This window comes from Rhizobium sp. PRIMUS64 (assembly GCF_023006465.1).
GTDB lineage: Bacteria > Pseudomonadota > Alphaproteobacteria > Rhizobiales > Rhizobiaceae > Rhizobium > Rhizobium leguminosarum.
Window position 1 is genome coordinate 1 of record NZ_JALBGX010000041.1, and the last position, 22,407, is coordinate 22,407.

The 22,407-nt window shown below is 62.6% G+C and carries 23 protein-coding genes, 1 tRNA gene and 1 pseudogene; 10 read left to right on the plus strand and 15 right to left on the minus strand.

Features of this window, described 5'->3' with window-relative positions; translation table 11 throughout:
• Nucleotides 1-368, plus strand: a pseudogene (locus tag MOV76_RS17575) (hypothetical protein); the annotation flags it as partial.
• Between the two features lie 289 nt (nt 369-657).
• Here MOV76_RS17575 and MOV76_RS17580 read toward each other — a convergent pair.
• From MOV76_RS17580 to MOV76_RS17590, 3 genes are read right to left on the minus strand one after another with little or no spacing between them, the layout of a single operon-like run.
• Nucleotides 658-1,056: a Fur family transcriptional regulator gene (locus MOV76_RS17580; protein WP_130729209.1), complete on the minus strand. Its 399-nt coding sequence runs from the start codon at nt 1,054-1,056 to the stop codon at nt 658-660.
• Nucleotides 1,053-1,868, minus strand: coding sequence for a zinc ABC transporter permease subunit ZnuB (znuB, locus tag MOV76_RS17585; protein WP_047623352.1), 816 nt, complete (start codon nt 1,866-1,868; stop codon nt 1,053-1,055). The genes MOV76_RS17580 and znuB overlap by 4 nt, the downstream gene beginning before the upstream one ends.
• Nucleotides 1,861-2,772, minus strand: coding sequence for a metal ABC transporter ATP-binding protein (locus MOV76_RS17590; RefSeq protein ID WP_247264981.1), 912 nt, complete (start codon nt 2,770-2,772; stop codon nt 1,861-1,863). The genes znuB and MOV76_RS17590 overlap by 8 nt, the downstream gene beginning before the upstream one ends.
• Before the next feature lie 102 nt (nt 2,773-2,874).
• Here MOV76_RS17590 and MOV76_RS17595 point away from each other — a divergent pair, with 102 nt between their 5' ends.
• From MOV76_RS17595 to MOV76_RS17605, 3 genes are all read left to right on the plus strand, one after another.
• The gene (locus MOV76_RS17595; RefSeq protein ID WP_309506200.1) at nt 2,875-3,915 is read left to right on the plus strand and encodes a zinc ABC transporter substrate-binding protein; all 1,041 of its coding nucleotides are present in this window, start codon (nt 2,875-2,877) and stop codon (nt 3,913-3,915) included.
• A 137-nt stretch (nt 3,916-4,052) separates the two neighbouring features.
• On the plus strand, nt 4,053-5,258 hold the full coding sequence (gene zigA, locus MOV76_RS17600) for a zinc metallochaperone GTPase ZigA (protein WP_247264982.1): 1,206 nt from the start codon (nt 4,053-4,055) through the stop codon (nt 5,256-5,258).
• Complete coding sequence (locus MOV76_RS17605; RefSeq protein WP_018446459.1) at nt 5,255-5,434, plus strand: hypothetical protein; 180 nt, start codon at nt 5,255-5,257, stop codon at nt 5,432-5,434. Before zigA ends, MOV76_RS17605 begins: the two co-directional genes overlap by 4 nt.
• A 156-nt stretch (nt 5,435-5,590) precedes the next feature.
• Here MOV76_RS17605 and MOV76_RS17610 read toward each other — a convergent pair whose 3' ends face one another.
• Nucleotides 5,591-5,902, minus strand: a complete 312-nt coding sequence (locus MOV76_RS17610; RefSeq protein WP_247264983.1) for an RcnB family protein — start codon at nt 5,900-5,902, stop codon at nt 5,591-5,593.
• A 438-nt stretch (nt 5,903-6,340) separates the two neighbouring features.
• Between MOV76_RS17610 and MOV76_RS17615 the strand changes: the two genes are divergently transcribed.
• Entirely contained in the window at nt 6,341-6,724 is a 384-nt protein-coding gene (locus MOV76_RS17615; protein WP_026188460.1) for a VOC family protein, read from the plus strand.
• 222 nt (nt 6,725-6,946) lie between these two features.
• Nucleotides 6,947-8,278: a hemolysin family protein gene (locus tag MOV76_RS17620; RefSeq protein WP_112904012.1), complete on the plus strand. Its 1,332-nt coding sequence runs from the start codon at nt 6,947-6,949 to the stop codon at nt 8,276-8,278.
• On the opposite strand, the gene chrA is transcribed toward MOV76_RS17620, so the two are convergent.
• Both chrA and MOV76_RS17630 read right to left on the minus strand, forming a co-directional pair.
• On the minus strand, nt 8,275-9,696 hold the full coding sequence (chrA, locus tag MOV76_RS17625; RefSeq protein WP_130652720.1) for a chromate efflux transporter: 1,422 nt from the start codon (nt 9,694-9,696) through the stop codon (nt 8,275-8,277). The genes MOV76_RS17620 and chrA overlap by 4 nt on opposite strands.
• A gap of 1 nt (nt 9,697) precedes the next feature.
• Entirely contained in the window at nt 9,698-10,513 is an 816-nt protein-coding gene (locus tag MOV76_RS17630) for a sulfurtransferase/chromate resistance protein (RefSeq protein WP_130652721.1), read from the minus strand.
• 326 nt (nt 10,514-10,839) lie between these two features.
• On the opposite strand from MOV76_RS17630, the gene MOV76_RS17635 reads away from it, so the two are divergent.
• Nucleotides 10,840-11,148, plus strand: a complete 309-nt coding sequence (locus MOV76_RS17635; protein ID WP_080764175.1) for a hypothetical protein — start codon at nt 10,840-10,842, stop codon at nt 11,146-11,148.
• A 240-nt stretch (nt 11,149-11,388) separates the two neighbouring features.
• On the opposite strand, the gene MOV76_RS17640 is transcribed toward MOV76_RS17635, so the two are convergent.
• From MOV76_RS17640 to MOV76_RS17665, 6 genes are all read right to left on the minus strand, one after another.
• Nucleotides 11,389-11,691: a hypothetical protein gene (locus MOV76_RS17640; protein ID WP_247264984.1), complete on the minus strand. Its 303-nt coding sequence runs from the start codon at nt 11,689-11,691 to the stop codon at nt 11,389-11,391.
• Nucleotides 11,692-11,867: 176 nt separating this feature from the next.
• Nucleotides 11,868-12,164: a hypothetical protein gene (locus tag MOV76_RS17645; protein WP_047623359.1), complete on the minus strand. Its 297-nt coding sequence runs from the start codon at nt 12,162-12,164 to the stop codon at nt 11,868-11,870.
• Nucleotides 12,165-12,318: 154 nt separating this feature from the next.
• Nucleotides 12,319-12,394 (minus strand) — tRNA-Lys (locus MOV76_RS17650).
• A gap of 243 nt (nt 12,395-12,637) precedes the next feature.
• Nucleotides 12,638-13,549: a PhzF family phenazine biosynthesis protein gene (locus MOV76_RS17655; protein WP_247264985.1), complete on the minus strand. Its 912-nt coding sequence runs from the start codon at nt 13,547-13,549 to the stop codon at nt 12,638-12,640.
• Between the two features lie 165 nt (nt 13,550-13,714).
• Nucleotides 13,715-14,488, minus strand: coding sequence for an NUDIX hydrolase (locus MOV76_RS17660; RefSeq protein WP_130652724.1), 774 nt, complete (start codon nt 14,486-14,488; stop codon nt 13,715-13,717).
• Nucleotides 14,485-15,594 (minus strand): endonuclease/exonuclease/phosphatase family protein, encoded by a 1,110-nt coding sequence (locus MOV76_RS17665; RefSeq protein WP_247264986.1) that lies wholly within the window; start codon nt 15,592-15,594, stop codon nt 14,485-14,487. Before MOV76_RS17665 ends, MOV76_RS17660 begins: the two co-directional genes overlap by 4 nt.
• A gap of 198 nt (nt 15,595-15,792) precedes the next feature.
• On the opposite strand from MOV76_RS17665, the gene MOV76_RS17670 reads away from it, so the two are divergent.
• A complete protein-coding gene (locus MOV76_RS17670) occupies nt 15,793-16,155 on the plus strand; it encodes a DUF4189 domain-containing protein (RefSeq protein WP_018242754.1) in 363 nt (120 codons plus the stop codon).
• Nucleotides 16,156-16,181: 26 nt separating this feature from the next.
• Here the strand turns inward: MOV76_RS17670 and MOV76_RS17675 are convergent, their stop codons facing one another.
• The 3 genes from MOV76_RS17675 to MOV76_RS17685 are packed head-to-tail and all read right to left on the minus strand — an operon-like array spanning nt 16,182 to nt 19,898.
• Nucleotides 16,182-17,231, minus strand: a complete 1,050-nt coding sequence (locus tag MOV76_RS17675; RefSeq protein WP_130729219.1) for an ABC transporter ATP-binding protein — start codon at nt 17,229-17,231, stop codon at nt 16,182-16,184.
• The gene (locus MOV76_RS17680; RefSeq protein ID WP_112904030.1) at nt 17,219-18,913 is read right to left on the minus strand and encodes an iron ABC transporter permease; all 1,695 of its coding nucleotides are present in this window, start codon (nt 18,911-18,913) and stop codon (nt 17,219-17,221) included. The genes MOV76_RS17675 and MOV76_RS17680 overlap by 13 nt, the downstream gene beginning before the upstream one ends.
• Nucleotides 18,914-18,920: 7 nt before the next feature.
• Complete coding sequence (locus MOV76_RS17685) at nt 18,921-19,898, minus strand: ABC transporter substrate-binding protein (RefSeq protein ID WP_247264987.1); 978 nt, start codon at nt 19,896-19,898, stop codon at nt 18,921-18,923.
• 301 nt (nt 19,899-20,199) lie between these two features.
• Here MOV76_RS17685 and MOV76_RS17690 point away from each other — a divergent pair, with 301 nt between their 5' ends.
• Both MOV76_RS17690 and MOV76_RS17695 read left to right on the plus strand, forming a co-directional pair.
• Nucleotides 20,200-21,258: an aldo/keto reductase gene (locus MOV76_RS17690; protein WP_131704265.1), complete on the plus strand. Its 1,059-nt coding sequence runs from the start codon at nt 20,200-20,202 to the stop codon at nt 21,256-21,258.
• Between the two features lie 101 nt (nt 21,259-21,359).
• The gene (locus MOV76_RS17695) at nt 21,360-22,403 is read left to right on the plus strand and encodes a DUF2278 family protein (RefSeq protein ID WP_247264988.1); all 1,044 of its coding nucleotides are present in this window, start codon (nt 21,360-21,362) and stop codon (nt 22,401-22,403) included.
• Nucleotides 22,404-22,407 lie beyond the last annotated feature (4 nt).

A 22,407-nucleotide genomic window follows, 5' to 3' on the forward strand; every position in this document is an offset into this window, starting at 1 on the left:
ACGGCCCAGGCAAGGGTGGCAATGACGGCCCTGGCAATGGCGGCAACGACGGCCCGAGCAAGGGCGGCAATGACGGTCCGGGCAATGGCGGCAGCGACGGTCCGAGCAAGGGCGGCAATGACGGCCCTGGCAATGGCGGCAGCGACGGTCCGAGCAAGGGCGGCAATGACGGCCCTGGCAATGGCGGCAGCGACGGTCCGAGCAAGGGCGGCAATGACGGCCCTGGCAATGGCGGCAACGACGGTCCGAGCAGGGGCGGCAATGACGGCCCAAACAAGGGTGGCAATGACGGCCCAAGCAAGGGTGGCAATGACGGTTCGCACGAAGGCGGTTCCGGCAAAGGCGGCTCGGGATCTAAGCCGAACTAAGCCGATCAGCGAAAAAACGTGAAAGGTGAGGCCGGTCTCCGGCCTCACCTTTTTGGGGATCGTCGGCTTTGTATGGCAAGCGAGATCGGGAAGGCGGCCAGACGCAGGAGCGAGCCTAGCGGGATGACCCGGCGGCTCGGCCATCACAATACCCGCCCGTCAGGCAATAGTGTCCTCGGCCATCGAGCCATCCGCGGCAGATCATGCCTATGAACGGATCGACACCCGCAAGTTCACGACACGCCTTTCGGCGAGCGCGTGGCGATCGTCTAGCGAACACGAGCCGAACTTACGCCGCGCAAGCCTCACATAGACCGCGGATCTCGATCGTCGTTTTCTCGGGCTTGAACTTCTGCCCGCGCACCCAGCTCATCAGCCTGTGGTCGATCTCATGGTCGTGGAACTCCGTCACCTGGCCGCAGCTTTCGCAGATGGCGAAGGCGACGATGCCGTGGCTGTGGCAGTCGTCGCCCGGATGGGCGCAGGCGACGAAGGAGTTGATGCTTTCGAGCCGGTGCACGACGCCGTATTCAAGCAGCTTCTCGAGCGCACGGTAGACCTGCAGGGGCGCGCGAAAACCGTGGTCGCGCAGCTTGTCGAGGATGGTGTAGGCGCTGAGCGGCCCTTCGGCCTTTTCGAGCACGTCGAAGACCAGCGACTGGTTCTTGGTCAATTGCGGTGTCGTCATGAGCCTTGTCCTTGCATGAGCGCGCGGTGGCGCCTGACGGGAAGCAGGCTGAGCATGAAGAGGATCAGCGCCGCGACCACGATCGAGGGACCCGAGGGCGTGTCGTAGGTAAGCGAGCCGAACAGCCCGCCGACGACGGCGACCGCCCCGATCAGCGAGGCGAGCACCGCCATGATCTCCGGCGTCGGCGAGAAGCGCCGGGCCGCAGCCGCCGGAATGATCAGCAGCGAGGTGATCAGCATGATGCCGACGATCTTCATGGCGATGGCGATGACGACGGCCATCAGCAGCATGAAGAACAGCCGCGCCCGCTCTGGCTTCAGCCCCTCGGCCTCGGCGAGCTCGGCATTGACGGTCGCAGCCAAGAGTGGCCGCCAGAGCCAGACCATTGCCACGAGCACGAAGAGCCCGCCTCCCCAGATCAGCGCAATGTCGGTCGTGGAAACAGCAAGGATATCGCCGAACAGGAAGGCGATGAGATCGATCCGCACCCAGCTCATGAAGGCGACCATGACGAGGCCGATCGCCAGCGTGGCATGCGAGAGGATGCCGAGCAGAGCATCGGCCGACAGCGCCTGGCGCTTCTGCAGGAAGAGCAGCAGCACCGACACGAGGGCGGCGACGGCAAAGACAGCCAGTGTCAGATTGAGTTCGAAGAGCAGCGACAGTGCGACGCCGAGCAGCGCCGAATGGGCGATCGTATCGCCGAAATAGGCCATGCGCCGCCAGATGATGAAGCAGCCGAGCGGCCCCGTCGTCAGCGCCAGGCCGACGCCGGCAAGAATGGCGCGCACGAAGAAATCATCAAGCATGGCGCTCTCCCGCTGCATGCGCGTGCGGATGGGCATGGTCGGTATGATCGTGACCATGTTCATGACCGTCATGCCCATGCCCGTGCGCGTGATGGCCATCATCGGGATGGCAATGATCGGTCACCGTGCCGTCGGCATGTTGCACGCGGCCGTCCGGCAGGTGCGTATGATCGTGGTGATGGCTATAGACGGCAAGTGTTTGCGCCGCCCGGCTGCCGAACAGCTGCACATATTCCGGGCTGCGGCTGACGGCTTCGGGCGTGCCGCGGCAGCAGACATGGCCGTTGAGGCAGATGACCGTGTCGGTCTCGGCCATGACGACGTGGAGATCGTGCGAGATCAGCAGGATGCCGCAGCCAGTCGCATTGCGGATCGATTTGATGAGGTCGTAGAGCGCGATCTCTCCGGAAAAGTCGACCCCCTGCACCGGCTCGTCGAGCACCAGCAGATCGGGTTTGCGGGCAATCGCCCGGGCCATCAGCGCCCGCTGGAACTCCCCGCCGGAGAGGTGCTGGACCTCGGCATCGAGCATATGGGCAATGCCGGCGGATTCGAGCGCAGAGAGCATGTCGCGCTCCGGCAGCGGTCCTGTCAGCGTCATCAGCCGGCGCACCGAAAGCGGCAGCGTCCAGTCGATCGACAGCTTCTGCGGGACATAGCCGACCTTGAGGCCGGCCTTGCGCTCCACCCTGCCCTCATCCGCCTTCAACACGCCGATCGCCGCCTTGGCACTGGTCGACTTGCCCGAGCCGTTCGGCCCGATAAGCGTGACGATTTCGCCCCGCGAGACGGAAAAATCGACGCCGCGCACCAGCCACCGGCCATTGCGCAGGATGCCGACATTTTCAAGCGAAACCAGCGGTTCGGCCCTGATACCAGCGGCGGTCTTTGCGGGAGAGAGCATCAAATTTTCCGAAAGTGCTGTTGCGTCCTGCTATTGCACACGTTATAGCATAACGCAATTGATGTAATAACATAACAGTTGCAATTCAAGCGGAGCATGTTGATGAAACGCGCCTTGGGGCCTGCCCTTAAAATTTTGGCCCTCAGAATGCCCACCCTCGCAATCCCGGCCCTGGCGATCCCCGTCCTGCTCTTCGGCAGCACTATGCGCGCAGCCGATGCGCCTGTCGTCGTCACCTCGATCAAACCGATCCATTCGCTGGTTTCGGCGATCATGCAGGGTGTCGGCGAACCGAAGCTGATCGTCGACGGCGCCGCTTCCCCGCATACCTACAATCTCAAGCCGTCCAACGCCCGCGCCCTGCAGGATGCCAGGGTGATTTTCTGGGTCGGTCCCGGCCTCGAGGCCTTTCTCGAAAAGCCGCTGCAGGCGCTGGGTCGGGATGCCAGCATCGCCGAACTCGACAATGCCCCCGGCCTCGTCAAGCTGCCGTTCCGCGAAGGCGGCGCCTTCGAGCCGCATGATGACGCCCCGGAGCACGAAAGTGCTTCCGGTCAGCACGACAGTGCTTCCGACGCCCCGGAGCACGAACACGATCACGCCGAGGCTGACCACGACCACGACGCCTTCGACACACATCTCTGGCTCGACCCGATGAATGCAAAGGCAATGGCGGCGCTGATCACCACGACACTGGTTGCCGCCGATCCCGCCAATGCACTGACCTATCAGGGCAACGCCAAGGCGCTAAACGACAGGCTGGATGCGCTCGACGCCGAGATCAAGGGTATCGTCGCTCCCGTCAAGGGCAAGCCCTTCATCGTCTTCCATGACGCCTACCAGTATTTCGAGCACCGGTATGGCATCCGCGTCGCCGGCTCGATCACCGTCAGCCCCGAAACCATTCCCGGTGCCGAGCGTGTTTCGGAAATCCGCCACAAGGTCGGTGAACTCGGCGCCACCTGCGTCTTTGCCGAGCCGCAGTTCGAGCCGCGCCTCGTCAATGTGGTCATCGAAGGCACACGCGCCAAGTCAGGCGTGCTCGATCCCGAAGCGGCAACACTGAAGACCGGCCCCGATCTTTACTTCACCCTCATGCGCGGCATCGCCGACAGCATGAAGGACTGCCTCTCCAGCACATGACTCTCATGCGCGCTCCGCGCGTCCTGCCGGACACGCGACGCTCAGGAGAGACCGGAAAACGGACAACCCCGTTCCGCCTTTTTTTCGGCACATCAAAGGTAATGATATAACATAAACTATGATCTTATGAGGTTCCCATGGACAACAGACTTCCCGTCACGGTGCTTTCAGGCTTCCTCGGCGCCGGCAAGACGACACTGCTCAACCATGTGTTGACCAATCGCGAAGGCTTACGCGTCGCCGTTATCGTCAACGACATGAGTGAGGTGAATATCGATGCCACCCTGGTGCGTGACGGCGGCGCCAATCTCTCCCGCACCGAGGAACAGCTCGTCGAGATGACCAATGGCTGCATCTGCTGCACGCTGCGCGACGATCTGCTGAAGGAGGTGCGCCAACTCGCCGATCAGGGCCGCTTCGATTACCTCTTGATCGAATCGACCGGCATCGCCGAGCCCCTGCCCGTCGCCACCACCTTCGAATTTCGCGACGAGAATGGCCAAAGCCTTTCCGACGTCGCAAGGCTCGACACCATGGTGACCGTCGTCGACGCCGCCAATCTGCTTGCCGATTATGCTTCGGCCGATTTCCTTGCCGACCGCGGTGAAACGGCAGGCGATGGCGACAACAGAACCATCGTCGACCTGCTGGTCGAGCAGATCGAATTCGCCGATGTCGTGGTGTTGAACAAGATCGGCACGGCAGCCAAGGAGGAGCGCGACGCCGCGCGCAAGATCGTCACCGGTCTCAACCCGGATGCACGCCTGATCGAGGTGGATTTCGGCAAGGTCGCCTTGAAAGACGTGCTCGGCACTCGCCGCTTCGATATAGACAAGGCCGAGACCCATCCGCTCTGGTACAAGGAACTGCACGGCTTCCGCGACCACCTGCCGGAGACCGAGGAATACGGCATCCGCTCCTTCGTCTATCGCGAGAAGCGGCCCTTCCATCCGGCAAAGCTGCAGGCCTTCCTCGATAGCGTATGGCCGGGCGTCGTGCGCGCCAAGGGCTTCTTCTGGCTGGCGACGCGCCCGCACCATGTCGGCGAGATCAGCCAGGCGGGCGCGATCGTGCGCACCGGCAAGATGGGCCTCTGGTGGGCGGCAGTGCCGCGCGAACAATGGCCTGAGGAACCGGCCTTCATGCGCGCCATCGGCCCCTATCTCGACCCCGTCTGGGGCGACCGCCGCCAGGAAATCGTGTTTATCGGCGCCGATCCGATGGACGAGACCTGGATCAGGAAGGAACTCGACGCCTGTCTTATCAGGACAGATGCCTTCGCGCCCGAGCGCTGGCGCGACCTGCCCGATCCTTTCGCCAGCTGGAACCGGCAGGCGGCATGAAGGCGAAGGCAATCAAACGCTATCGCTGCGTCTGCACCGAATGCGAGCCGCTACCGCCGATCGAAGGGCTTCATCCGCTGACGCACGAGCAGGACACCGACGCTGAAGTCGGAAGACCAAGAGGTTTTCTCGGCATCATTGCTGAACGGGTCATACCTTCACGCAGGCAATCCTAAAGCAGGTCATACCTGCCGCCGGCCCTTCCTCCTCCTCCTCCTCCTTCATTCCTATGCTCGTCACAGGAATGAAGGAGGAGGAGGGTGCGAAACGGCTACGCGCCTCCCAGAGTCAAAAAGGCGGCCGAAGCCGCCCTTTCCTCATATATCGACCGATCAACGGCCGGCAATAATGCTGGAGATGATGCCGCTGGTGACGCCGATCAGCAGGTAGTCATTATCGGCCCGCACCCAGCGATAACCGCGGGGCGGAGGCGCCAGCCGGTAGCGGCGGTAGTCGTTGACATCGGAGAACCGGCGACGTTCGCTGGCGTTGACGCGGTATCCCTTCTTCCAATGCGACCGGACGATCACCTTCTTCTGCACGACGACGGGGGAACGGCGATGATCGTCGGCGCTGGCCTGGGAAACAACCATCGGGGAAAGAAGGAAGGAGGCGGAAAGAAGAGCTGCAAAAATCTTTTTCATGTGGGGTTCCTCGTGTTGGGCACGTGACCAAACTAGGGCCGAAAAGATGAACTGAAACTGAAACAAAAATTAAACTTTTGTAATGGAATCCAATAGCTACGGGTCGAAGCTTATATTTTAGGTTAAGCTTATACACGGTGATCGGGGTTTTAGCGCGGCCGGCTGGCTTCGTTCCTCTGAAGCCCTTCGGCCTCTGGTGCTCATCGCCTAGAAGGCGCGGTCGTGGAGGGTTGCCCTGCGGCAGGCGGCATGCTCTCCATTCGATCTAGTCTCGCCCAAAGGTGCTCAGCGATTTGGCATAACGAGATACATAAAAAACTTGAAACGGGCGCATAATCGAGTTTCGAAGCGACACATCCTAGGAACAGGAGAGTTCTGGATGCGCCCCCGCGAAGGGACGATCAGATCAAGACAACGAAGACCACAATGGAGGAAAACATGCCCGGTATCAGCATGCGCTACATCGTCGACGACGTCGACGCCGCAGTGGAATTCTACACGAGACATCTCGGCTTCTCTGTGGCGCTTCGTCCCGCGCCGAGTTTCGCCATCCTGACCAGGGACGGTTTTCGTCTGTTCGTCAGCGGCATGACGGGACCCGGCGGAGCATCTCAAGCAATGCCAGATGGGAGAAAGCCGGAGCCCGGCGGTTGGAATCGCATCCAGATCGAAGTCAAGGATTTGGAAGCAGACGTCGTCGCGCTGCGTCAGGCCGGCGCGCGTTTCCGCAACGAGATCGTGCAGGGCATAGGCGGCAAGCAAATCCTGCTCGACGATCCGGCCGGAAACCCGATCGAGCTCTTCGAGGCGCCCAAGCGATGAATGGCGCGACGCCGGTCACGTCGTTTGCCACACATTTTTGCGCTCCACATCAACGCGCATAAGCCCGATCATGCGGTGCGCGACACAACTGCGCTCCGCATCCGCAGACCGGTGCCTTGATCTCGATCACGGCGGGCTCCGCCGCGAGAATACCAGCTGCGCCTTGCCACCGGTGTGCGAGCGTGTAGGGTCGGACTCGCATCAATTCAGAGGTAGGGAAATATGTCCGAATCCGCGGGCGGGCTCTTCGACTATGTCGGGATACTAGCCGTGTTACTTCTCGTGGCCGCCAATGGCTTCTTCGTCGCCGCCGAATTCGCGCTGGTATCTGTGAGACGCAGCCGTGTTACCGAACTTGCCGCGGCAGGCCGGATGAATGCCTCCGCACTTCAGCGCGCCGTCGACAATCTCGACGCCAACCTTGCAGCCACCCAGCTCGGCATAACCATCTCGTCGCTCGCCCTCGGCTGGGTCGGCGAACCGGCGCTTGCCCACCTTATCGAGCCTCTGCTGTCCTGGCTGCCGGGGCAATGGGCGACAACAGGCGCGCATACCGTCGCCATCGTCATTGCCTTCGTCATCATCACGGCGCTGCACATCGTGCTCGGCGAGCTCGCGCCGAAAAGCCTGGCGCTTCAGCGCAGCGAAGCCACCTCGCTTGCCGTGGTGCGTCCGCTCGGGTTCTTCCTGGTGCTGTTCAAGCCGGCAATCTTTGCCCTGAACGGCATGGGCAACCTCGTGCTGCGGGGTGTGGGTCTCCGCGCCGGAACCGGCGAATCGTCGTTTCATTCGCCGCAGGAGCTCAAGCTGCTGGTCGCCGAGAGCCAGGAGGCCGGCCTTCTCAACCAGGTGCAGCAGCAGCTCGTCGAGCGGGTGTTCAACATCGGCGACAGGCCGATCTCCGACATCATGACCCCTCGTCTCGATATCGAATGGTTTGATGCCGACGACAGCGAGACCGAGATCCTGAAGACCATCCGCGAATGCAGCCACGAGCAATTGCTGGTCGCCCGCGGCTCGATCGACGAGCCGATCGGCATGGTGTTGAAGAAGGACCTTCTCGACCAGGTTCTCGACGGCGGCAAGGTCCGGCCGATGGAGGTGATCAAGCAGCCGCTGGTGCTGCATGAAGGCACCTCGGTCGTCCGCGTGCTCGACAGTTTCAAGGCCTCACCCGTTCGCCTCGCCATCGTCATCGACGAATATGGCAGCCTCGAAGGCATCGTCACCCAGACCGACCTGCTCGAAGCTATCGCCGGCGATCTGCCGGGATCCAATGAAGAGCCCGACATCGTCGTCAGGGAAGACGGGTCGCTCTTGATCGATGCGATGATGCCGGCCTTCGACGCCTTCGAACGGCTGGGCCTGCGCGATCGTCCAGATGCCGATTTCCATACGCTGGCGGGCTTCGCGCTGCATCAGCTCCAGCACATCCCCGAAGCCGGCGAAACCTTCGTCTTCGACAACTGGCGCTTCGAGGTGCTCGACATGGACGGCATGCGCATCGACAAGATGCTCGCGACGCGCATTCCCGCGGATGGGGCGGAGGCCTAGCCGACTGCCAGCGTCCAGATCATCCCTGCGGCTGCGCAGGCTAGCAGCGTCGCGATCACGGAAGCCTTGAAGCGGAAGATCGCGACGGCGGCGGCGGCAGACAGCGCCATTGCCGCCGGCACGGCCGATTGCAGCACGGGAATATCGAGCCGCAAGCCGCCAAGGCGGACGGTCGCAACCTCGGCAAACAGCGTGTGCAGGGCAAACCAGATAGCGAGGTTGAGGATGACCCCGACTACCGCCGCGGTTATGGCCGACATCGCGCCGGCGAGCGCAATGTTGCCGCGCAGTTTTTCGATGAACGGCGCGCCGAGGAAGATCCAGAGGAAACAGGGCACGAAGGTGACCCAGCTCGTCAGTATCGCCGCAAGGGTTGCCGCAAGCATCGGGTTCAGCGCTCCCGGATCCCGGTAGGCGCCCATGAAGCCGACGAACTGGACGACCATGATCAGCGGCCCCGGCGTCGTCTCGGCCATGCCGAGACCATCCAGCATCTCGCCGGGTTTCAGCCAGCCGAAATGCTGCACAGCCTCCTGCGCGACATAGGCAAGTACGGCATAGGCCCCGCCGAAGGTGACGACCGCCATCTTGCTGAAGAACAGGCCGATCTCGGTAAAGACATTGTCAGCACCGAAGGTTACGTAGAGCGCTGCAAGTGGAGCTAGCCAAAGGGCGATCAGCACGGCCGACATACGCAGCGACCAGGCGAGATTCGGCCGCGCATGCGCCGGTATGCCTTCGCCGAGCGCCGACTCGGCATCCGACAGCACCGGGCCGCTCCCGGCCTTGTGGCCGCCGCCCGTCTGGAAGGCGGCAAGCCCGAACCTGCCGCCGAGGAAGCCCGCAATGGCGGCCGCGAGCACGATCAGCGGGAACGGGACATGGAGAAAGAAGATGGCGATGAAGGCCGCGGCCGCGATGCCGACCATGACGCGATTCTTGAGCGCACGGCCGCCGATGCGGATGACGGCCTGCGCGACGACAGCAAGCACTGCCGCCTTCAGCCCGAAGAAGAGGCCGGCGACGATGCCGACGTTGCCGTAGGCCGCGTAGATATAGCTGAGACAGAGGATCGACAGGAAGCCCGGCAACACGAACAGCAGGCCGGCGACGAGACCGCCCACTGTTCGATGCATCAGCCAACCGATATAGATGGCGAGCTGCTGCGCCTCCGGTCCGGGAAGCAGCATGCAATAGTTCAGCGCATGCAGAAAACGGTGCTCACCGATCCATCGCTTCTCATCGACGATGATCCGGTGCATGACGGCAATCTGGCCGGCGGGGCCGCCAAAACTCAGGGCGGCGACGCGCAGCCACACCCTGAAGGCCTCGCCAAACGAAACGCCGTGGTGATGCCCCTCTCCCGCGTCTTCCTCCGCCATTTTGCCGCCGGGAGCACTATCCGTCATCTCGACCATCTCACACCCTCTTCTTTGGCGCGGGCCAATTGTGGGTTTCCTCGGTCGCATCGCGGCACCAGCGGAAAAAAGCGTCGTAGAGAAGCATCCCAGCCTCGAGTTGCTCCAGATCGTCGGAATACATCCTGGAGAGGCCGAGCGATGCCGCAAGCAGGCCCGCCGCCTCAGGCGCGAGGTCGAGCCTCGCTGTATCTGCCGCCCTGACGATCCGCGCCAGGCGCAGAAGCGGTTCCGACGCCAGTCCGAACTCTTCGATCATGACGTCGAAAGTGCAGAATTCGCCGCGATGACTCCAGAACACGTCTTCGATATCGAAGGGCGTCGCCCCGAAGCGCTCGCCGACGGCCAAAACCTCGGGCGCAGGCACGAACAGGAACACGGCGTTCGGATCGACGAAGCGCCGGATCAGCCAGGGACAGGCGATGCGATCGATTTTCGGCCGCGCCCGCGTCACCCAGACGGTGCGCTCTTCAGCGTCGCGCTGCGGCAGCTTTGCATCGGGCACGGCCGGTCCGCCTGCGATCCACGCCTCGAAGCCACCTTCGAGGCTTTCCGCGTCAATCCCGGCATGGCGGAGATAGGCGGCAACACCATGACTGAGCTTGCCGCCTCTCTGGCACACCACGACGACGGCTTCGGCATCGACGCCGCCACACCAGGACGCGACGTCGGCATGAGCGCGCCGGATCGAGCCCGGCACCAATCGCGGATCGAGCGCGAAGTCCTCCTCAGTGCGAACGTCGATAATGCAGGGCGCACCGGGGGTTCCGATGAGGCGGCTCAGCTTGTCGGGAGAAATTTCGAGAAATGACGGCATGACGCGTCCCTCCGTTGATCGGTTTTACTGGACGCGATTCTTCAGCATGACGCCTCGTGGGGTGATCGCGACCCCATGCAGAAATCATGCGCAAACAGACCCCGGCGTGTCAAGCGCGCTTGCATCGAACCGGCACGCACAATGTTCGTTTCGAGACGAAATGAACTTCCGTGGAGGCCCTTCGCCTCGGGAAGCCGAGCGGCATTGGCTGCCGATTCTGGCCGGTAGCAGCCCGGAAATCCCTGATAACAACCGCTTCCCTGCACCCATATGGAACAAAAAGCCAGCTCCGCCATTATTGTTTCACCGAAAGAGGAGAAAGTACCATGACGTACGACCCCAATAATGCCAACGATCCCAACCGCCCACTGAACCCAAATCTCGATCTGCGCACCACGCCGAGCGCGCGCAGCACTAACACGTGGGTTGTCTGGGTCGCTGCATTGGCCGTGATCGCTGTCGCTGCATTCGCCTATTCGCAGTGGAGCACCCCCGGCACATCGCCGGACACGACAGCCTCCACGACCCAATCCGAGCCGGCGCCGGCCAAGCCGATCGCTCCGACCGACAACAGCGCAACGCCCGCACCGGCACCAGCACCGGCCACTCCGCCGGCTGCCCCGGCCCAGCAGTAACGCCTGCTCGGCCGAAAGAAGCCGGCCATATGCCGGCTTCCTTTCTGCTGCGAGCTCTTGAAGATGTTTAAGCAAACCCTATTTAAGGGATATTGAATCTGTCTCTGACGGCTGACCACGGAGGTACTGGCAGTCGTTATCGAGACCGGTCGAGGAAGGTCGTGCGAATTTCGCCCGGCCTTTTTTCTTGTCCTCGTCATCCATGCCGAACAGCGCTTTGGCAACGCCTGGATCGGGATATTATTTGGGAATCCTGTTATAGAAGGACTGCGGATCGTACACGCACTCGTAGTCGAGGAGGCAAAGCTTGCCATTGGCATCCCTCACCCGTGCGGTGTCGTACTTGTCGCCGAGATTGCACCTGGCCGGCGGATAACGGAAGCTGCGGCCGCCAAAGCCCATCCGCACAAAAACCGCCTTGTCCTTGCGGATGATCTGCGCAAGCTCTTCGCAACGGTGATCCCTGGCATTGACCTCCACCGCCTCGACGGCAAGAGCTGCGGACGGAAACAACACTGCGACGGCCAGAACAACGCTTTTCATGGAAACTCCTGAATGTGAGAGAGCGAAGTTAGGGCATCGCACCCCATGCCGCCAGTCCAGAAACCCTCCGAACTGTACGCCTGGGCACAGCCGCATGCACTTCCCGCTCGCTCCCCGTCTCAACCGGAAGCGCCGAGAACCCCGTGCGTCCTTTCGGACGCACAAAGCACGATGCGCTAGGGAAAATTATAAGGCGACGCAGGGTCAAAAACGCAGGCATAATCCAGCATGCACTGCTTTCCCTCGGCATCGCGAAAACTGGTCGTGGTGCGTTTTTCGCCCATGCTGCATTGGGCCGGCGGATAGCGGAAGCTGCGACCGCCGAAGCCGACGCGGACAAAGACCTTTTTATTCTGACGAATGATCTGCGCGAGCTCGCCGCAGCTATGATCGCCCGCTTTGACCTCCATTGCGCCTGCGGCAAAGGCAGGCAACGGCAGAGACAATGCGACGGCAAAAACAACGCTTCTCATAGACCCCTCCTGATACGCGAGAGGGAGATAGGGCGCGCGGATCGACGCGGCCAGTCCTGCGGATAACGCGAACCATGCCGCTTGCTTCGCGACAGTTTCCCACAGACCGGAAAATCCGGTCTGTGTTCAAATATGTCAATCTTTTCAAGAGATTTGGTGGGTGATGTAGGGCTCGAACCTACGACCCGCTGATTAAGAGTCAGCTGCTCTACCAACTGAGCTAATCACCCGTTCGCGCTTGGCTGCGCGGTGTGACGGGGCGTATAAACAGGATCGGCCGGCTTGTCCAGCGCATAGGCGAAATTTCTTTGGTTAATCGCGAAGATTTTTCGGCATGGCTGAAATGCGGCGCACAACCCCGAAAATCCGAATCCATTTTCGGAAAGGATTATGCGCCGATTCAAAGTGATAGAGCGTCCTAAGCGCGTCCTGTCGGACGCGCGGCCTATCGCACGCGCGGCGGTCTGGTGAAATCAAAGGTCGAGCGTGCCGCTGGCCAGCCGCACTGCCTGGCCGCCGATCCGCGCGTTGGAGATCGCTCCGCCGTCGACATCGATATGCAGGTGGATGAAGGACGGCCGGCCCATCTCTACGCCCTGCTCGATCATGATCGGGTGATGCCCGTCCGTCAGCCGGTCGAAATGGTGGATCGCGCCGGAGAGTGCGGCCGCCGCCGAGCCGGTGGCCGGATCTTCGACGATGCCCATGCCGCTTGCGAACATGCGCGCATGGAACTTTGCCACGTGGTTGACGCCGCCGCGGCAGTACACATAAGCCGAGGCAAGAGCGCCATCGACGAAGGGCACGATCTTTTCCCAGAGTTGCGGATCGAATTCCACTCGCTGCGTGGCTCCGACATCGTGCACCGGAATGAGCAGGAAGGGAACGCCGGCGCTCCAGATCGACGGGACGTGATTTTCGAAGCCGATCTCGGTCACCTTCAGCGATAGCGCATCGGCGATGCCGAGCTTGTCGAGCGGCATGACGGCGGGCTGCGATTTGCGCGGCAGGTCGAATTCGGCAAAGCTCGCCTCGCCCTCCCTCAGCCGCACCGCGCAACGCACCGGCCCGACATTTTCCTCGAGCACCGTGACGAGATCGCGCATCGCGGCACCGTGCGCCCGTTCGGCCAGCGCCACCGCCGTGCCGACCGTGGGATGGCCGGCAAACGGCAGCTCGCGCCCAGGCGTGAATATCCTCAGACGCGCCGCATAGGCGGGGTTGGTTGAAGGCTGCACGAAGACCGTCTCCGAGAGATTGATCTCCCGGGTGATCGCCTGCATTGCCTCGTCGCTGAGATCGTCTCCGTCGAAGATCACCGCCAGCGGGTTGCCCGCAAGCTTTCGATCGGTGAACACGTCATAGACGCTGTAGCTTCGCGCCACATCGGCCTCCCTGAATCGTCATCGCGCCGCCAACCTGCCCGACCGGACGAGCGAGTGCAAGGCGCTAAAACGCGTCACGCCAACCGGATTCACATGTCGCGCTTTCGATCTTTACGTGATGCATGTCGTTATCCCAAAACGCTACACGGCTTTAGGCGGCATAGATCAACTCCGCTCGACCTTGCCGAAATACCAGTCGATCACGGGCAGCATGGCGATATTATAGGGGTGCGCCGAGTGATCGGCCGAGCGGATCGCCGCTGCACCCGCGATCTCCTTATCCTCGGCGACGAGCATGTGGCTTTCGATCCGTTCGACCATCTCGTCCGCCGTCATATCGAAACGGAAGAGCCGCAACACCGTCACCGTTCGGTTGGAATGACTGGCAAAGAGCCCTTGCCCCGCCACCGAACGGCCAAGATCCAATCCGGTTTCTTCATGGACCTCGCGGCGCATGTTCGCCTCGATGTCGCAACGCCCGTCGACGATATCCTCCGGCTCCAGCGAGCCGGCGGCGAAATAGACCTGGCCGGGATTGGCGGTATGGGCGCCCATACGGATCGCCACCAGCGCGCCGTCCGAGGTTTCGAGCACCGGATAGGCGAAGATGTGAACGCCGCCCTGACGCTGCGGCTGTCGGCGCCACCACATGAAGGCGGAAAAGGGAATGACATGGCCCTCGCCCGCAATCCCGTTTTCACTGAGCGAGAGCCGCTGCTGAAACACCATGCGCCCGTCGAACAGCGCCGGATTGGCGGCGGTCTCCCGCGCCCAGTTCTCGCGGATCGCTGCTTCCTCGGCGGCGACCAAAGGATGGGGGCCGGGCAGGATGCGCAGATCCACCCCGGCAATCGGGAAGACCGTCGCCTCCGGCGGCCAGCCGGCGAAATCATCGGATATATTGCTGTTGTTGAAATTCGCGTTCAAATTCGCATTCATGGGAGATCCAGTGTCATGACGACGGGGCAGTGATCGGACGCCTTCGGCCTGTCCCAGCCGGTACGCGGATAACGCTCCACCTCCTGCCCCGGCGGGAAGATGGTGCGGTAAGGCTGGCCACTGCGGATGATTTCCGGCAGGCGGCCGACATTGTGGGCGGCGAGTGCTGGCGAGAGCCAGAGATAATCGAGTTGGCAGAGCCACTGCTCCTGCGGCCCGCGTGCGTGATAGAGCGTCCAGCGGTCGAGGGCGGTGCGACGCCGCATCACATTTTCGGCAAAGCCATCGCGGCTGAAAACGTCGAGTGCGCTTTCGGCCTCATCCTGATGCTCGAAACGATAGCCAGCGCCCCGGCGGCCGATGACATCGACGCGCTCCTGATAATCGTTCATGTCGCCACAGATAGCGAAGCCCTTCGTGCCGGCTTGATCTGCCCCGAAGCGGTCCTCGATGATGCGGCGAACGGCGCGCGCCTCGGCGCGGCGGATCGGCATGGTCGATTGCCGCCCGTCCAGTCCGTCGCGCGGATTGCCCATGGACTTGAAATGCACGACGTAGAGCGAAAACGGCCGGCCGCCGATCAGAAGATCGAGCTCCAGGCAATCGCGTTTGAAGATCTTGTCGTCGATACGGTTGGTGAGCGCCAGCTCCTCGTCGAAAAGATCGAGATCACGATAGGTCGTCATCGCATGGCTTTTGATGTCCCTGAGCTCGATCTTCTGGCCGTCGCGCGTTTCCTCGCGCATCAGGACGGCAACATCGATGCCACGGCTGTCATTGCCTTCGACAAGGTATTTCTGCCGGTAACCATTTCCGACCATCCGGAAGAGATAGCCGTATTCGAAAGCCTGAAGGGCGGCCATGTTGTCGATTTCCTGCAGGCAGAGGATATCGGCATCCGCGTCGGCAATCGCAAGCGCCGTCATCTGCCGCGTGTCGTCGGTCGCCGCGATCACGCGGGCCTGCTCGAGCTGCTGATAGACGCCCTCGCTCGACACCTGGAAAAGCTTGATGACGCGGTCCTGGCGCAGCTGGTTGCGAAAGCCGGTGAAATCGAAACGGGTCAGGAGATTTTCGACATTGAAGGTGGCGAGGCGAAGCGACATGGGAAGGATCCGGTTGCGGGGAGTACCTTAACCAGCAGAAGCCGCAGGAAAAGATGGCGAGGCCAAGAAATATGCGGACAACCACCCCTCTTGCAGCCCCGGACGCGATTGCCTGTGACTTAGGCCGCTGACATTCTCCCGCAAGCCCCGAATAATTCGTCCCGGACGACATTCACCAGTTCCGGCGGGAGGCATTTCATGAAACGGATTTCTGCATCGCTGGCGATTCTGACCGTCCTCGCCGGCGCCGGCCCGGCACTTGCCGACAGCTACGGTGCCATCGCCTATTCGCCATCAACAGGCGCTCTCGGCTGGTCCTATGCCCATGACAATCGCGGCGACGCCGAAATCGTTGCCCGGCGCAATTGCGACAGCAGCGCCAATGACTGCCGGATCGCCATCTGGTTCCGCAATGCCTGCGGCGCGGTGGCCGTCGGCCATCGCGGCGGCTGGGGCTCCGGCTGGGGTTACGACAACCGTGAGGCCCAGCGTCAGGCAATCCGCAGCTGCCGAAAACAAACCGGCAGCTGCCGCGTCATCCGCTGGCAATGTTCGGAGTAGGAATGATTCTGGTTGAGTGCGGCGCCTCAAAGCCGCCACGCCGCGCGCACCGATAGCCGGAGGCTGTCACCCGTTCGGACGGGAAAGCGGGTATAGGCCCGCAGCACCTGACTATCGGCGAGGACCAGCTTCAGCGCGTAACGCTCACCCTCGAAGAGAACGGACTCGACCGTCGCCGCGATCCCCTCGCCGGCGGCGATATTCTCGCCGGAGACGACATCCTCCGGCCGGACGAGGACATCCACCCTGTCGCCACTGGCTGCCCCGGCAGCAGCAGCAAACATCGGCTCCAGCGCAGGCCAGTCGAGCGCCCTGCCATCGCCGAAGGGACGAGGCAGCGTCACGATCGCGCCTCGCCCGATCAGCCCGCCAACGACGCGGCCTTCCGGCCGGGCATAGATTTCAGCGGGCGGGGCCACTTGCAGCAGCCGACCCTCCGACATGACGGCTACGTCGGTCGCAAGCGCCATCGCCTCGCTCTGGTCATGGGTGACGTAGATCATCGTCGCGCCCGAGCGCTGGTGGAATTCGCGGAAGGTTTCCTCCATCTCCTGTTTCAGGTGCCGGTCGAGATTGGCAAGCGGCTCGTCGAGCAGCACCACGTCGGGCGATGTCACCAGGCAGCGGGCGAGCGCCACGCGCTGACGTTGACCGCCGGAGAGATCGGCCGGCCGCCGTTCGGCATAATCGGCAAGCCGCACCGTGCCGAGCGCGTCGCGCACCTTCGCCCGGTAGACCTCGCCCGAGATGCCGCGCACCTTGAGGGGGTAGCCGACATTGTCGGCGACACTCATATGCGGCCACAGCGCATAGGACTGAAAGACCATCGCCATGTTGCGCTTTTCCGGTGGCAGCGACTGCGCGGCATCGGCAAGCAACCGCTCGCCGAGATGGATCGAGCCATCGCTCGGCGTCTCGAAACCGGCGATCATGCGCAGCACCGTCGTCTTGCCGCAGCCGGAAGGCCCGAGCAGCGCGAGGAAGCCGCCCTCGCGCACCTCGAGCGAAAAGCCGCTGACGGCGGCCCGCCCGCTGCCAAAATCCTTGCCGAGCTGGTTGAGGATCAGCCTCGCCACGGGACCACTCCTTTCGGCAGTCGTTTGGCCAGAAGCTCAAGCAGCAGCATCAGCACGACGACCATGAGGACGACGAGCACCGAGAGCGCCGACGCAAGGTCGGAACTGCCGCTGTCGTCGAGATTGTAGATGGCGACGCCGAGCGTCTGGGTGCCGGCCGACCAGAGCAGCGCCGAGATCGTCAGCTCGTTGCAGGCGATCAGGAAGACCAGGATGACCGAGGCGCCGGCGGCCGGCGCAATCAGCGGCACGATGATATCGGCAAGCCGGCGGAAAAAGCCGGCGCCGGAAAGCCGCGCCGCCTCCTCGAGCGCCGGATCGAGCTGATGGAAGGCGCTGACCACCGGCTTCAGGCTGACGGCGAAGAACGATGAGAAATAGGCGATCAGGATGATCCAGATCGTGCCGTAAAGCGAGACGTGCAGGATCGGGATGGGTGCAGCGAACACCAGGATGAAGGAAACGGCCATGACGATGCCGGGCAGCGAATAGGGTATTTCGATCAGGCTGGAAACGATACGGGAAACCACATCCTTGCGCCGCGTCAGCGCATAGGCTGCAAGCACCGTCACCACAAGGAGACAAAGCGCAGTGGCACCGGCAAGCGACAGCGAATTGATAAAGGCCGTGCGCGTCACCGCCTGTCGGAACAGGATCTCCTCAAAAGCATGCAGCGACATCGTCTTGAAGGTGAGCGGCACGCCATAGGCCGGCACCAGCGCACCGGCAAGGAGCGCGAAGAACGGCGCGGCCAGCATGAAAAACAGGATCACCCAGACGAGCGGCGTGAAGGCAAACCGCCAGATGCCGAGTTCGAAGGCAGCACTCGCCCCGGATAACCCGATGACGCGGTAGTCACGGCCGCGCAGCGCCCGGTCCTGGATCATCAGCCCGACGACCGAGATGACGGCGATGATCGCCGAGAGCACGGCGACGTCGCCGAAGGTACGGCTGGTGAAGGCGGAAAACTTGGTGAAGATCAACGTCGGCAGCGTGAAGATCGAGGCCGGAATGCCGAGAATGGCGGGAATACCGAAATTGCCGGTGCAGGAGACGAAGGAGATCGCCGCTCCCGCGATGATGCCGGGCAGCGACAGCGGCAGAATGATATCGCGGAACACTCGCAAGCTGGAGGCGCCGGAAAGCCGTGCTGCCTCGACGCCGTCGCGGGGCAGCGTCATCAGCCCGGCCCGAAGCGCCAGGTAGACCAGCGGCGCATGCTGCACGCCATAAAGCAGCGCGATGCCACCCACCGAATAGAGCGGCTGCGGCGAGCCGAGCGGCGGGGCGATATGCAGCGCCTTCAACAGCGGGCTGGAGGGGCCTGACATCTGCACCCAGGCAAGCGCCGTCACCTGCGGCGGGATCATCATCGGCAGCACGAAGAAGAAGCTGAGCAGCCCCTTGGCGCGGATATCGGTCAGCGTCAGCAGGAAGGCGAAGAGGCAGCCGATAACAAGCGAGATCACCGTGCCCAGAATGGCGGTGACGACCGTGTAATAGGTCGCCGACCATAGCGAGGCTTCGCCGAGAACCGTCATCACGCCGCCATCGGCAAAGGCCGCTATCCCGACCATGGCGAGGCGGGCGAGCGGCAGCACGCTGAGGATCAGGACGACGATGACGACAAAAGGAAACAGCCAGGCGGGCTGGCTGTTTCCGGTTTTGATATATCCGTGCATGAAAGGATCAGTTCGAGCCGTAGATGCCCGAGAAGGTCTTGAGATCCTGATCGGTATTCTTCAGAGCGTCTGCGGCCTTGATCGGCAGGACCTTGATGGTGTCGCGCGCGGGGAAGCCTTCCGGCAGCTTCATGCCGTTGCGGGCTGGGATGTAGCCGAGCTTCAGGAAGCCTTCCTGGCCGTTTTCGGAGAGCACGTAATCGACGAATTTCTTGGCGGCATCGGCGTTCTTCGTGCTGGCAAGGATACCGACCGGCTCGGTGACGGCCGAAACGCCTTCGCTCGGGAACACGAATTCGACCGGCGCGCCCTTGGCCTTCTCGCGGATCGGCAGGTAGTCGACGACCATACCGTAGGCCTTTTCGCCCGAGGCGACGGACTTCAGCACGGCGCCGTTGCCGCCGGCCGCGATCGCACCGTTTTCGGCAAGCGACTTGTAGAAGTCCCAACCGAGGCCGGGAACGGCGGCAAGCGTCTGGGCGTGGATCAGGGCTGCACCCGAGGCAAGCGGGCTCGGCATGGTGACCAGGCCCTTGGCTTCCGGCTTCGTTAGGTCCTTCCAGCTCGCAGGCTTCATCGCGGCCGAGGTGTTATAGATGATGCCAGTGGTGATCAGCTTGGTCGAGTAGTAATAGCCGTCGGCGTCATAGAGCGCGGCGTCGTACTCAGCCGCTTCCGGCGACTTGTAGGCCAGGAGCTTGCCGTCTTCCTTGAGGCGCTCCAGCGTCACCACGTCGGCGATGAGGAGGACGTCGGCGACCGGGTTGCCGGCCTGGATCTCGGCCTGGAGCTTCGCCATGATCTTCGGCGTGCCGTCGCGCACCCAGTCGACCTTGATATCGGGATTGGCGGCCATGAAGCCGTCGACCGTCGCCTGCGCGTCCTCGTTCGGCTGGCTGGTATAGAGAACGAGGTTTGCGGCCGAAGCCGGAATGGCAAACAGGCTCGCAGCGACAAGTGCTGCGGCGGAAACGATCGTTTTCATGGGAAGGATCCTCGATTTCGATACCCCTCCCTTATTAGGGGTCGTTGACAGAGATGTGACAGCGCGCCGCAGCCCACCGGGCCCCGGTTTCACAACCCTCGCTGATGTCCACCGGCTGTGCCGACAAGCGGGGCGATCGCCTTTCCCGCAATCTCGCCGGCGTTGTCTTCAACCCTGTGAAAGAGGCGATCATCTGGTATCCTCGCGCGCAAGCGATCTCACACAGGCGTGAACACCCGGCGATTTGCCATTGCCGGGCTTTGCGCTACGTCACTCACGTTTCGATGAAGGAGGAATTTCAATGGAATATCGTCTGCTCGGCCGTTCCGGCCTGAAGATTTCGACTTTGACCATGGGCACGATGACCTTCGGAGGCGTCGGCTGGGCGAAGACCGTCGGCGACCTCGGCGTCTCCGAGGCCCGCAAGATGATCGATATATGCATCGATGCCGGCATCAACCTCATCGACACCGCCAATGCCTATTCAGCGGGTGAATGCGAAAACATCATCGGCGATGTGCTCTCCGGCAAGCGGCCGCAGGGCGTGCTGCTCGCCACAAAAGCCCGCTTCGGCATGGGCGACGGCCCGAACGACCAGGGCCTGTCGCGCTACCACCTGATCCGCGAATGCGAGGCGAGCCTCAAGCGTCTGAAGACCGATGTCATCGACCTTTACCAGGTGCATGAATGGGACGGCCAGACGCCGCTGGAAGAGACGATGGAAGCGCTCGACACCCTGATCAGGCAGGGCAAGGTGCGTTACGTCGGCTGCTCAAATTATTCCGGCTGGCACATCATGAAAGCGCTCGGCATCGCCAAAGAGCACAGGTACCAACGCTTCGTCAGCCAGCAGATCCATTATACGCTGGAAGCGCGCGACGCCGAATACGAGCTGTTGCCGATCTCGATCGACCAGGGCCTCGGCGTATTGGTCTGGAGCCCGCTCGCCGGCGGCCTGCTCTCAGGCAAGCATCGCCGCAACCAGGCAGCCCCCGAAGGCACACGCCAGTTCGCCGGCTGGACCGAACCGCCGATCCGCGACGAAAACCGCCTCTGGAATATCGTCGAGACGCTGGTCGCAATCGGTCAGGAGCGCGGTGTTTCGGCCGCCCAGGTGGCGCTCGCCTGGCTGATCGGCCGCAAGGCGGTGACCTCGGTCATCATCGGCGGCCGCACCGAAGCCCAGTTCCGCGACAATATCGCCGCCGCCGAGCTGAAACTGACGGACGAGGAGCGCAAGCGCCTCGACGCGGTCAGCCTGCCGCCGGTGATCTATCCCTACTGGCACCAGCTGAACACGGTTAGCGACAGGCTTGGTGAAGCCGATCTCGAGCTTTTCGGTCCGCATCTCCAGCAATAGGCGATAAGGGATCTGGCAATGCACGGCGAGAGACAGACGTCACAAAAGATGCACTTTCGCCGTGTTATCGTAAAACCCCGCCACCCGCTGCGAGGTTCTCCATGCTGAAGAATTACACGGTCCTGAAGGGTACGGCGAGCGCCCTTGCCCTCGACGACGACAACGATCCCCATATCGAGATCCGCATCGAGGCGAACGGCATCAGCTACCGTATCGCGCTCAACGTCCGCTCCAAGGAATCGCCGCACGACCTGCTCTACGCCAATATCGTCGACTTCAAGCATTCGTCGCTGACGGAGGCACTCGAGGCTCTGCCGATGGGCCTGACCGACATCCGCAAGGACCGTCCGGAGCTCGCCATCGATTATGTCCGCGGCGGGTTGATCGAGCGCGAGGACATGAATGTCGCGCCCTTCCAGCTCTCCGGGCCGAAGAACGACCTGCGTGACTTCATCGAGCCGATCGTCCAGGAAGGCATTGCCGATTCCGACGTGCATTTCTACGCCTTCGGCGAAGCCTGGGGTCCTGAGAACAACAAGCCGGACCAATATTTCCGTTTCGAGCCGGGCAACGGCATCCACGACATCCACATGAACCAGGGCGACGGCGGCAGCTTCAAGGCCACCAACGGCCCGAACCAGGATGGCGCCCTGCTCGTTCATTTCAACGATACCGACGAATGGGCGGCGATCTTCCTCTGCTTCCAGTCGCAGAACTGGAACACCGATGCGGCGACCGGCCATCCGGTTTCCGACAGTCGCGGCGGCCAGGGCCGCGGCGAAGGCACACGCCGGCCGCAGCCGATCGTCGCCTCGTCGCTGCGCATCGTCGCCGCGCTGATCAACCCGGTGAACGGTGAAGGCGGCACCGAGGCCGAAACGGTGACGATCATCAACCGCTCCGACATGCAGGCGTCGCTCGACGGCTGGAAGCTGGAGGACGAAAACGGCAGGACCCAGACGCTATCGGGATCGTTGAGCGCGGGCGAGCTGCGCACCATAGCGCTCGATGCCGCAGCCGGCGGCCCGCAGCTTGCCAACAGGGGCGGCGACATCATCCTGCGCAATGCCGACGGTGCCGTAGCCGACCGGGTCGGCTACGGCAAGAGCGAGACGGCGAACGAAGGCTGGACGACGATCTTCTGATCGG

Bases quoted from the DNA above. Each gene is read 5' to 3' on its own strand.
- MOV76_RS17630 (WP_130652721.1), bottom strand. From the start codon at position 10,513: ATGCCGTCATTTCTCGAAATTTCTCCCGACAAGCTGAGCCGCCTCATC.
- MOV76_RS17595 (WP_309506200.1), top strand. From the start codon at position 2,875: ATGAAACGCGCCTTGGGGCCTGCCCTTAAAATTTTGGCCCTCAGAATG.
- chrA (WP_130652720.1), bottom strand. From the start codon at position 9,696: ATGGTCGAGATGACGGATAGTGCTCCCGGCGGCAAAATGGCGGAGGAA.
- MOV76_RS17590 (WP_247264981.1), bottom strand. From the start codon at position 2,772: ATGCTCTCTCCCGCAAAGACCGCCGCTGGTATCAGGGCCGAACCGCTG.
- MOV76_RS17680 (WP_112904030.1), bottom strand. From the start codon at position 18,913: ATGCACGGATATATCAAAACCGGAAACAGCCAGCCCGCCTGGCTGTTT.
- MOV76_RS17615 (WP_026188460.1), top strand. From the start codon at position 6,341: ATGCCCGGTATCAGCATGCGCTACATCGTCGACGACGTCGACGCCGCA.
- MOV76_RS17580 (WP_130729209.1), bottom strand. From the start codon at position 1,056: ATGACGACACCGCAATTGACCAAGAACCAGTCGCTGGTCTTCGACGTG.
- MOV76_RS17645 (WP_047623359.1), bottom strand. From the start codon at position 12,164: ATGAGAAGCGTTGTTTTTGCCGTCGCATTGTCTCTGCCGTTGCCTGCC.
- MOV76_RS17690 (WP_131704265.1), top strand. From the start codon at position 20,200: ATGGAATATCGTCTGCTCGGCCGTTCCGGCCTGAAGATTTCGACTTTG.
- MOV76_RS17660 (WP_130652724.1), bottom strand. From the start codon at position 14,488: ATGAATGCGAATTTGAACGCGAATTTCAACAACAGCAATATATCCGAT.
- MOV76_RS17670 (WP_018242754.1), top strand. From the start codon at position 15,793: ATGAAACGGATTTCTGCATCGCTGGCGATTCTGACCGTCCTCGCCGGC.
- MOV76_RS17685 (WP_247264987.1), bottom strand. From the start codon at position 19,898: ATGAAAACGATCGTTTCCGCCGCAGCACTTGTCGCTGCGAGCCTGTTT.
- MOV76_RS17620 (WP_112904012.1), top strand. From the start codon at position 6,947: ATGTCCGAATCCGCGGGCGGGCTCTTCGACTATGTCGGGATACTAGCC.
- MOV76_RS17605 (WP_018446459.1), top strand. From the start codon at position 5,255: ATGAAGGCGAAGGCAATCAAACGCTATCGCTGCGTCTGCACCGAATGC.
- MOV76_RS17665 (WP_247264986.1), bottom strand. From the start codon at position 15,594: ATGTCGCTTCGCCTCGCCACCTTCAATGTCGAAAATCTCCTGACCCGT.
- MOV76_RS17610 (WP_247264983.1), bottom strand. From the start codon at position 5,902: ATGAAAAAGATTTTTGCAGCTCTTCTTTCCGCCTCCTTCCTTCTTTCC.
- MOV76_RS17635 (WP_080764175.1), top strand. From the start codon at position 10,840: ATGACGTACGACCCCAATAATGCCAACGATCCCAACCGCCCACTGAAC.
- znuB (WP_047623352.1), bottom strand. From the start codon at position 1,868: ATGCTTGATGATTTCTTCGTGCGCGCCATTCTTGCCGGCGTCGGCCTG.
- MOV76_RS17640 (WP_247264984.1), bottom strand. From the start codon at position 11,691: ATGAAAAGCGTTGTTCTGGCCGTCGCAGTGTTGTTTCCGTCCGCAGCT.
- MOV76_RS17695 (WP_247264988.1), top strand. From the start codon at position 21,360: ATGCTGAAGAATTACACGGTCCTGAAGGGTACGGCGAGCGCCCTTGCC.
- zigA (WP_247264982.1), top strand. From the start codon at position 4,053: ATGGACAACAGACTTCCCGTCACGGTGCTTTCAGGCTTCCTCGGCGCC.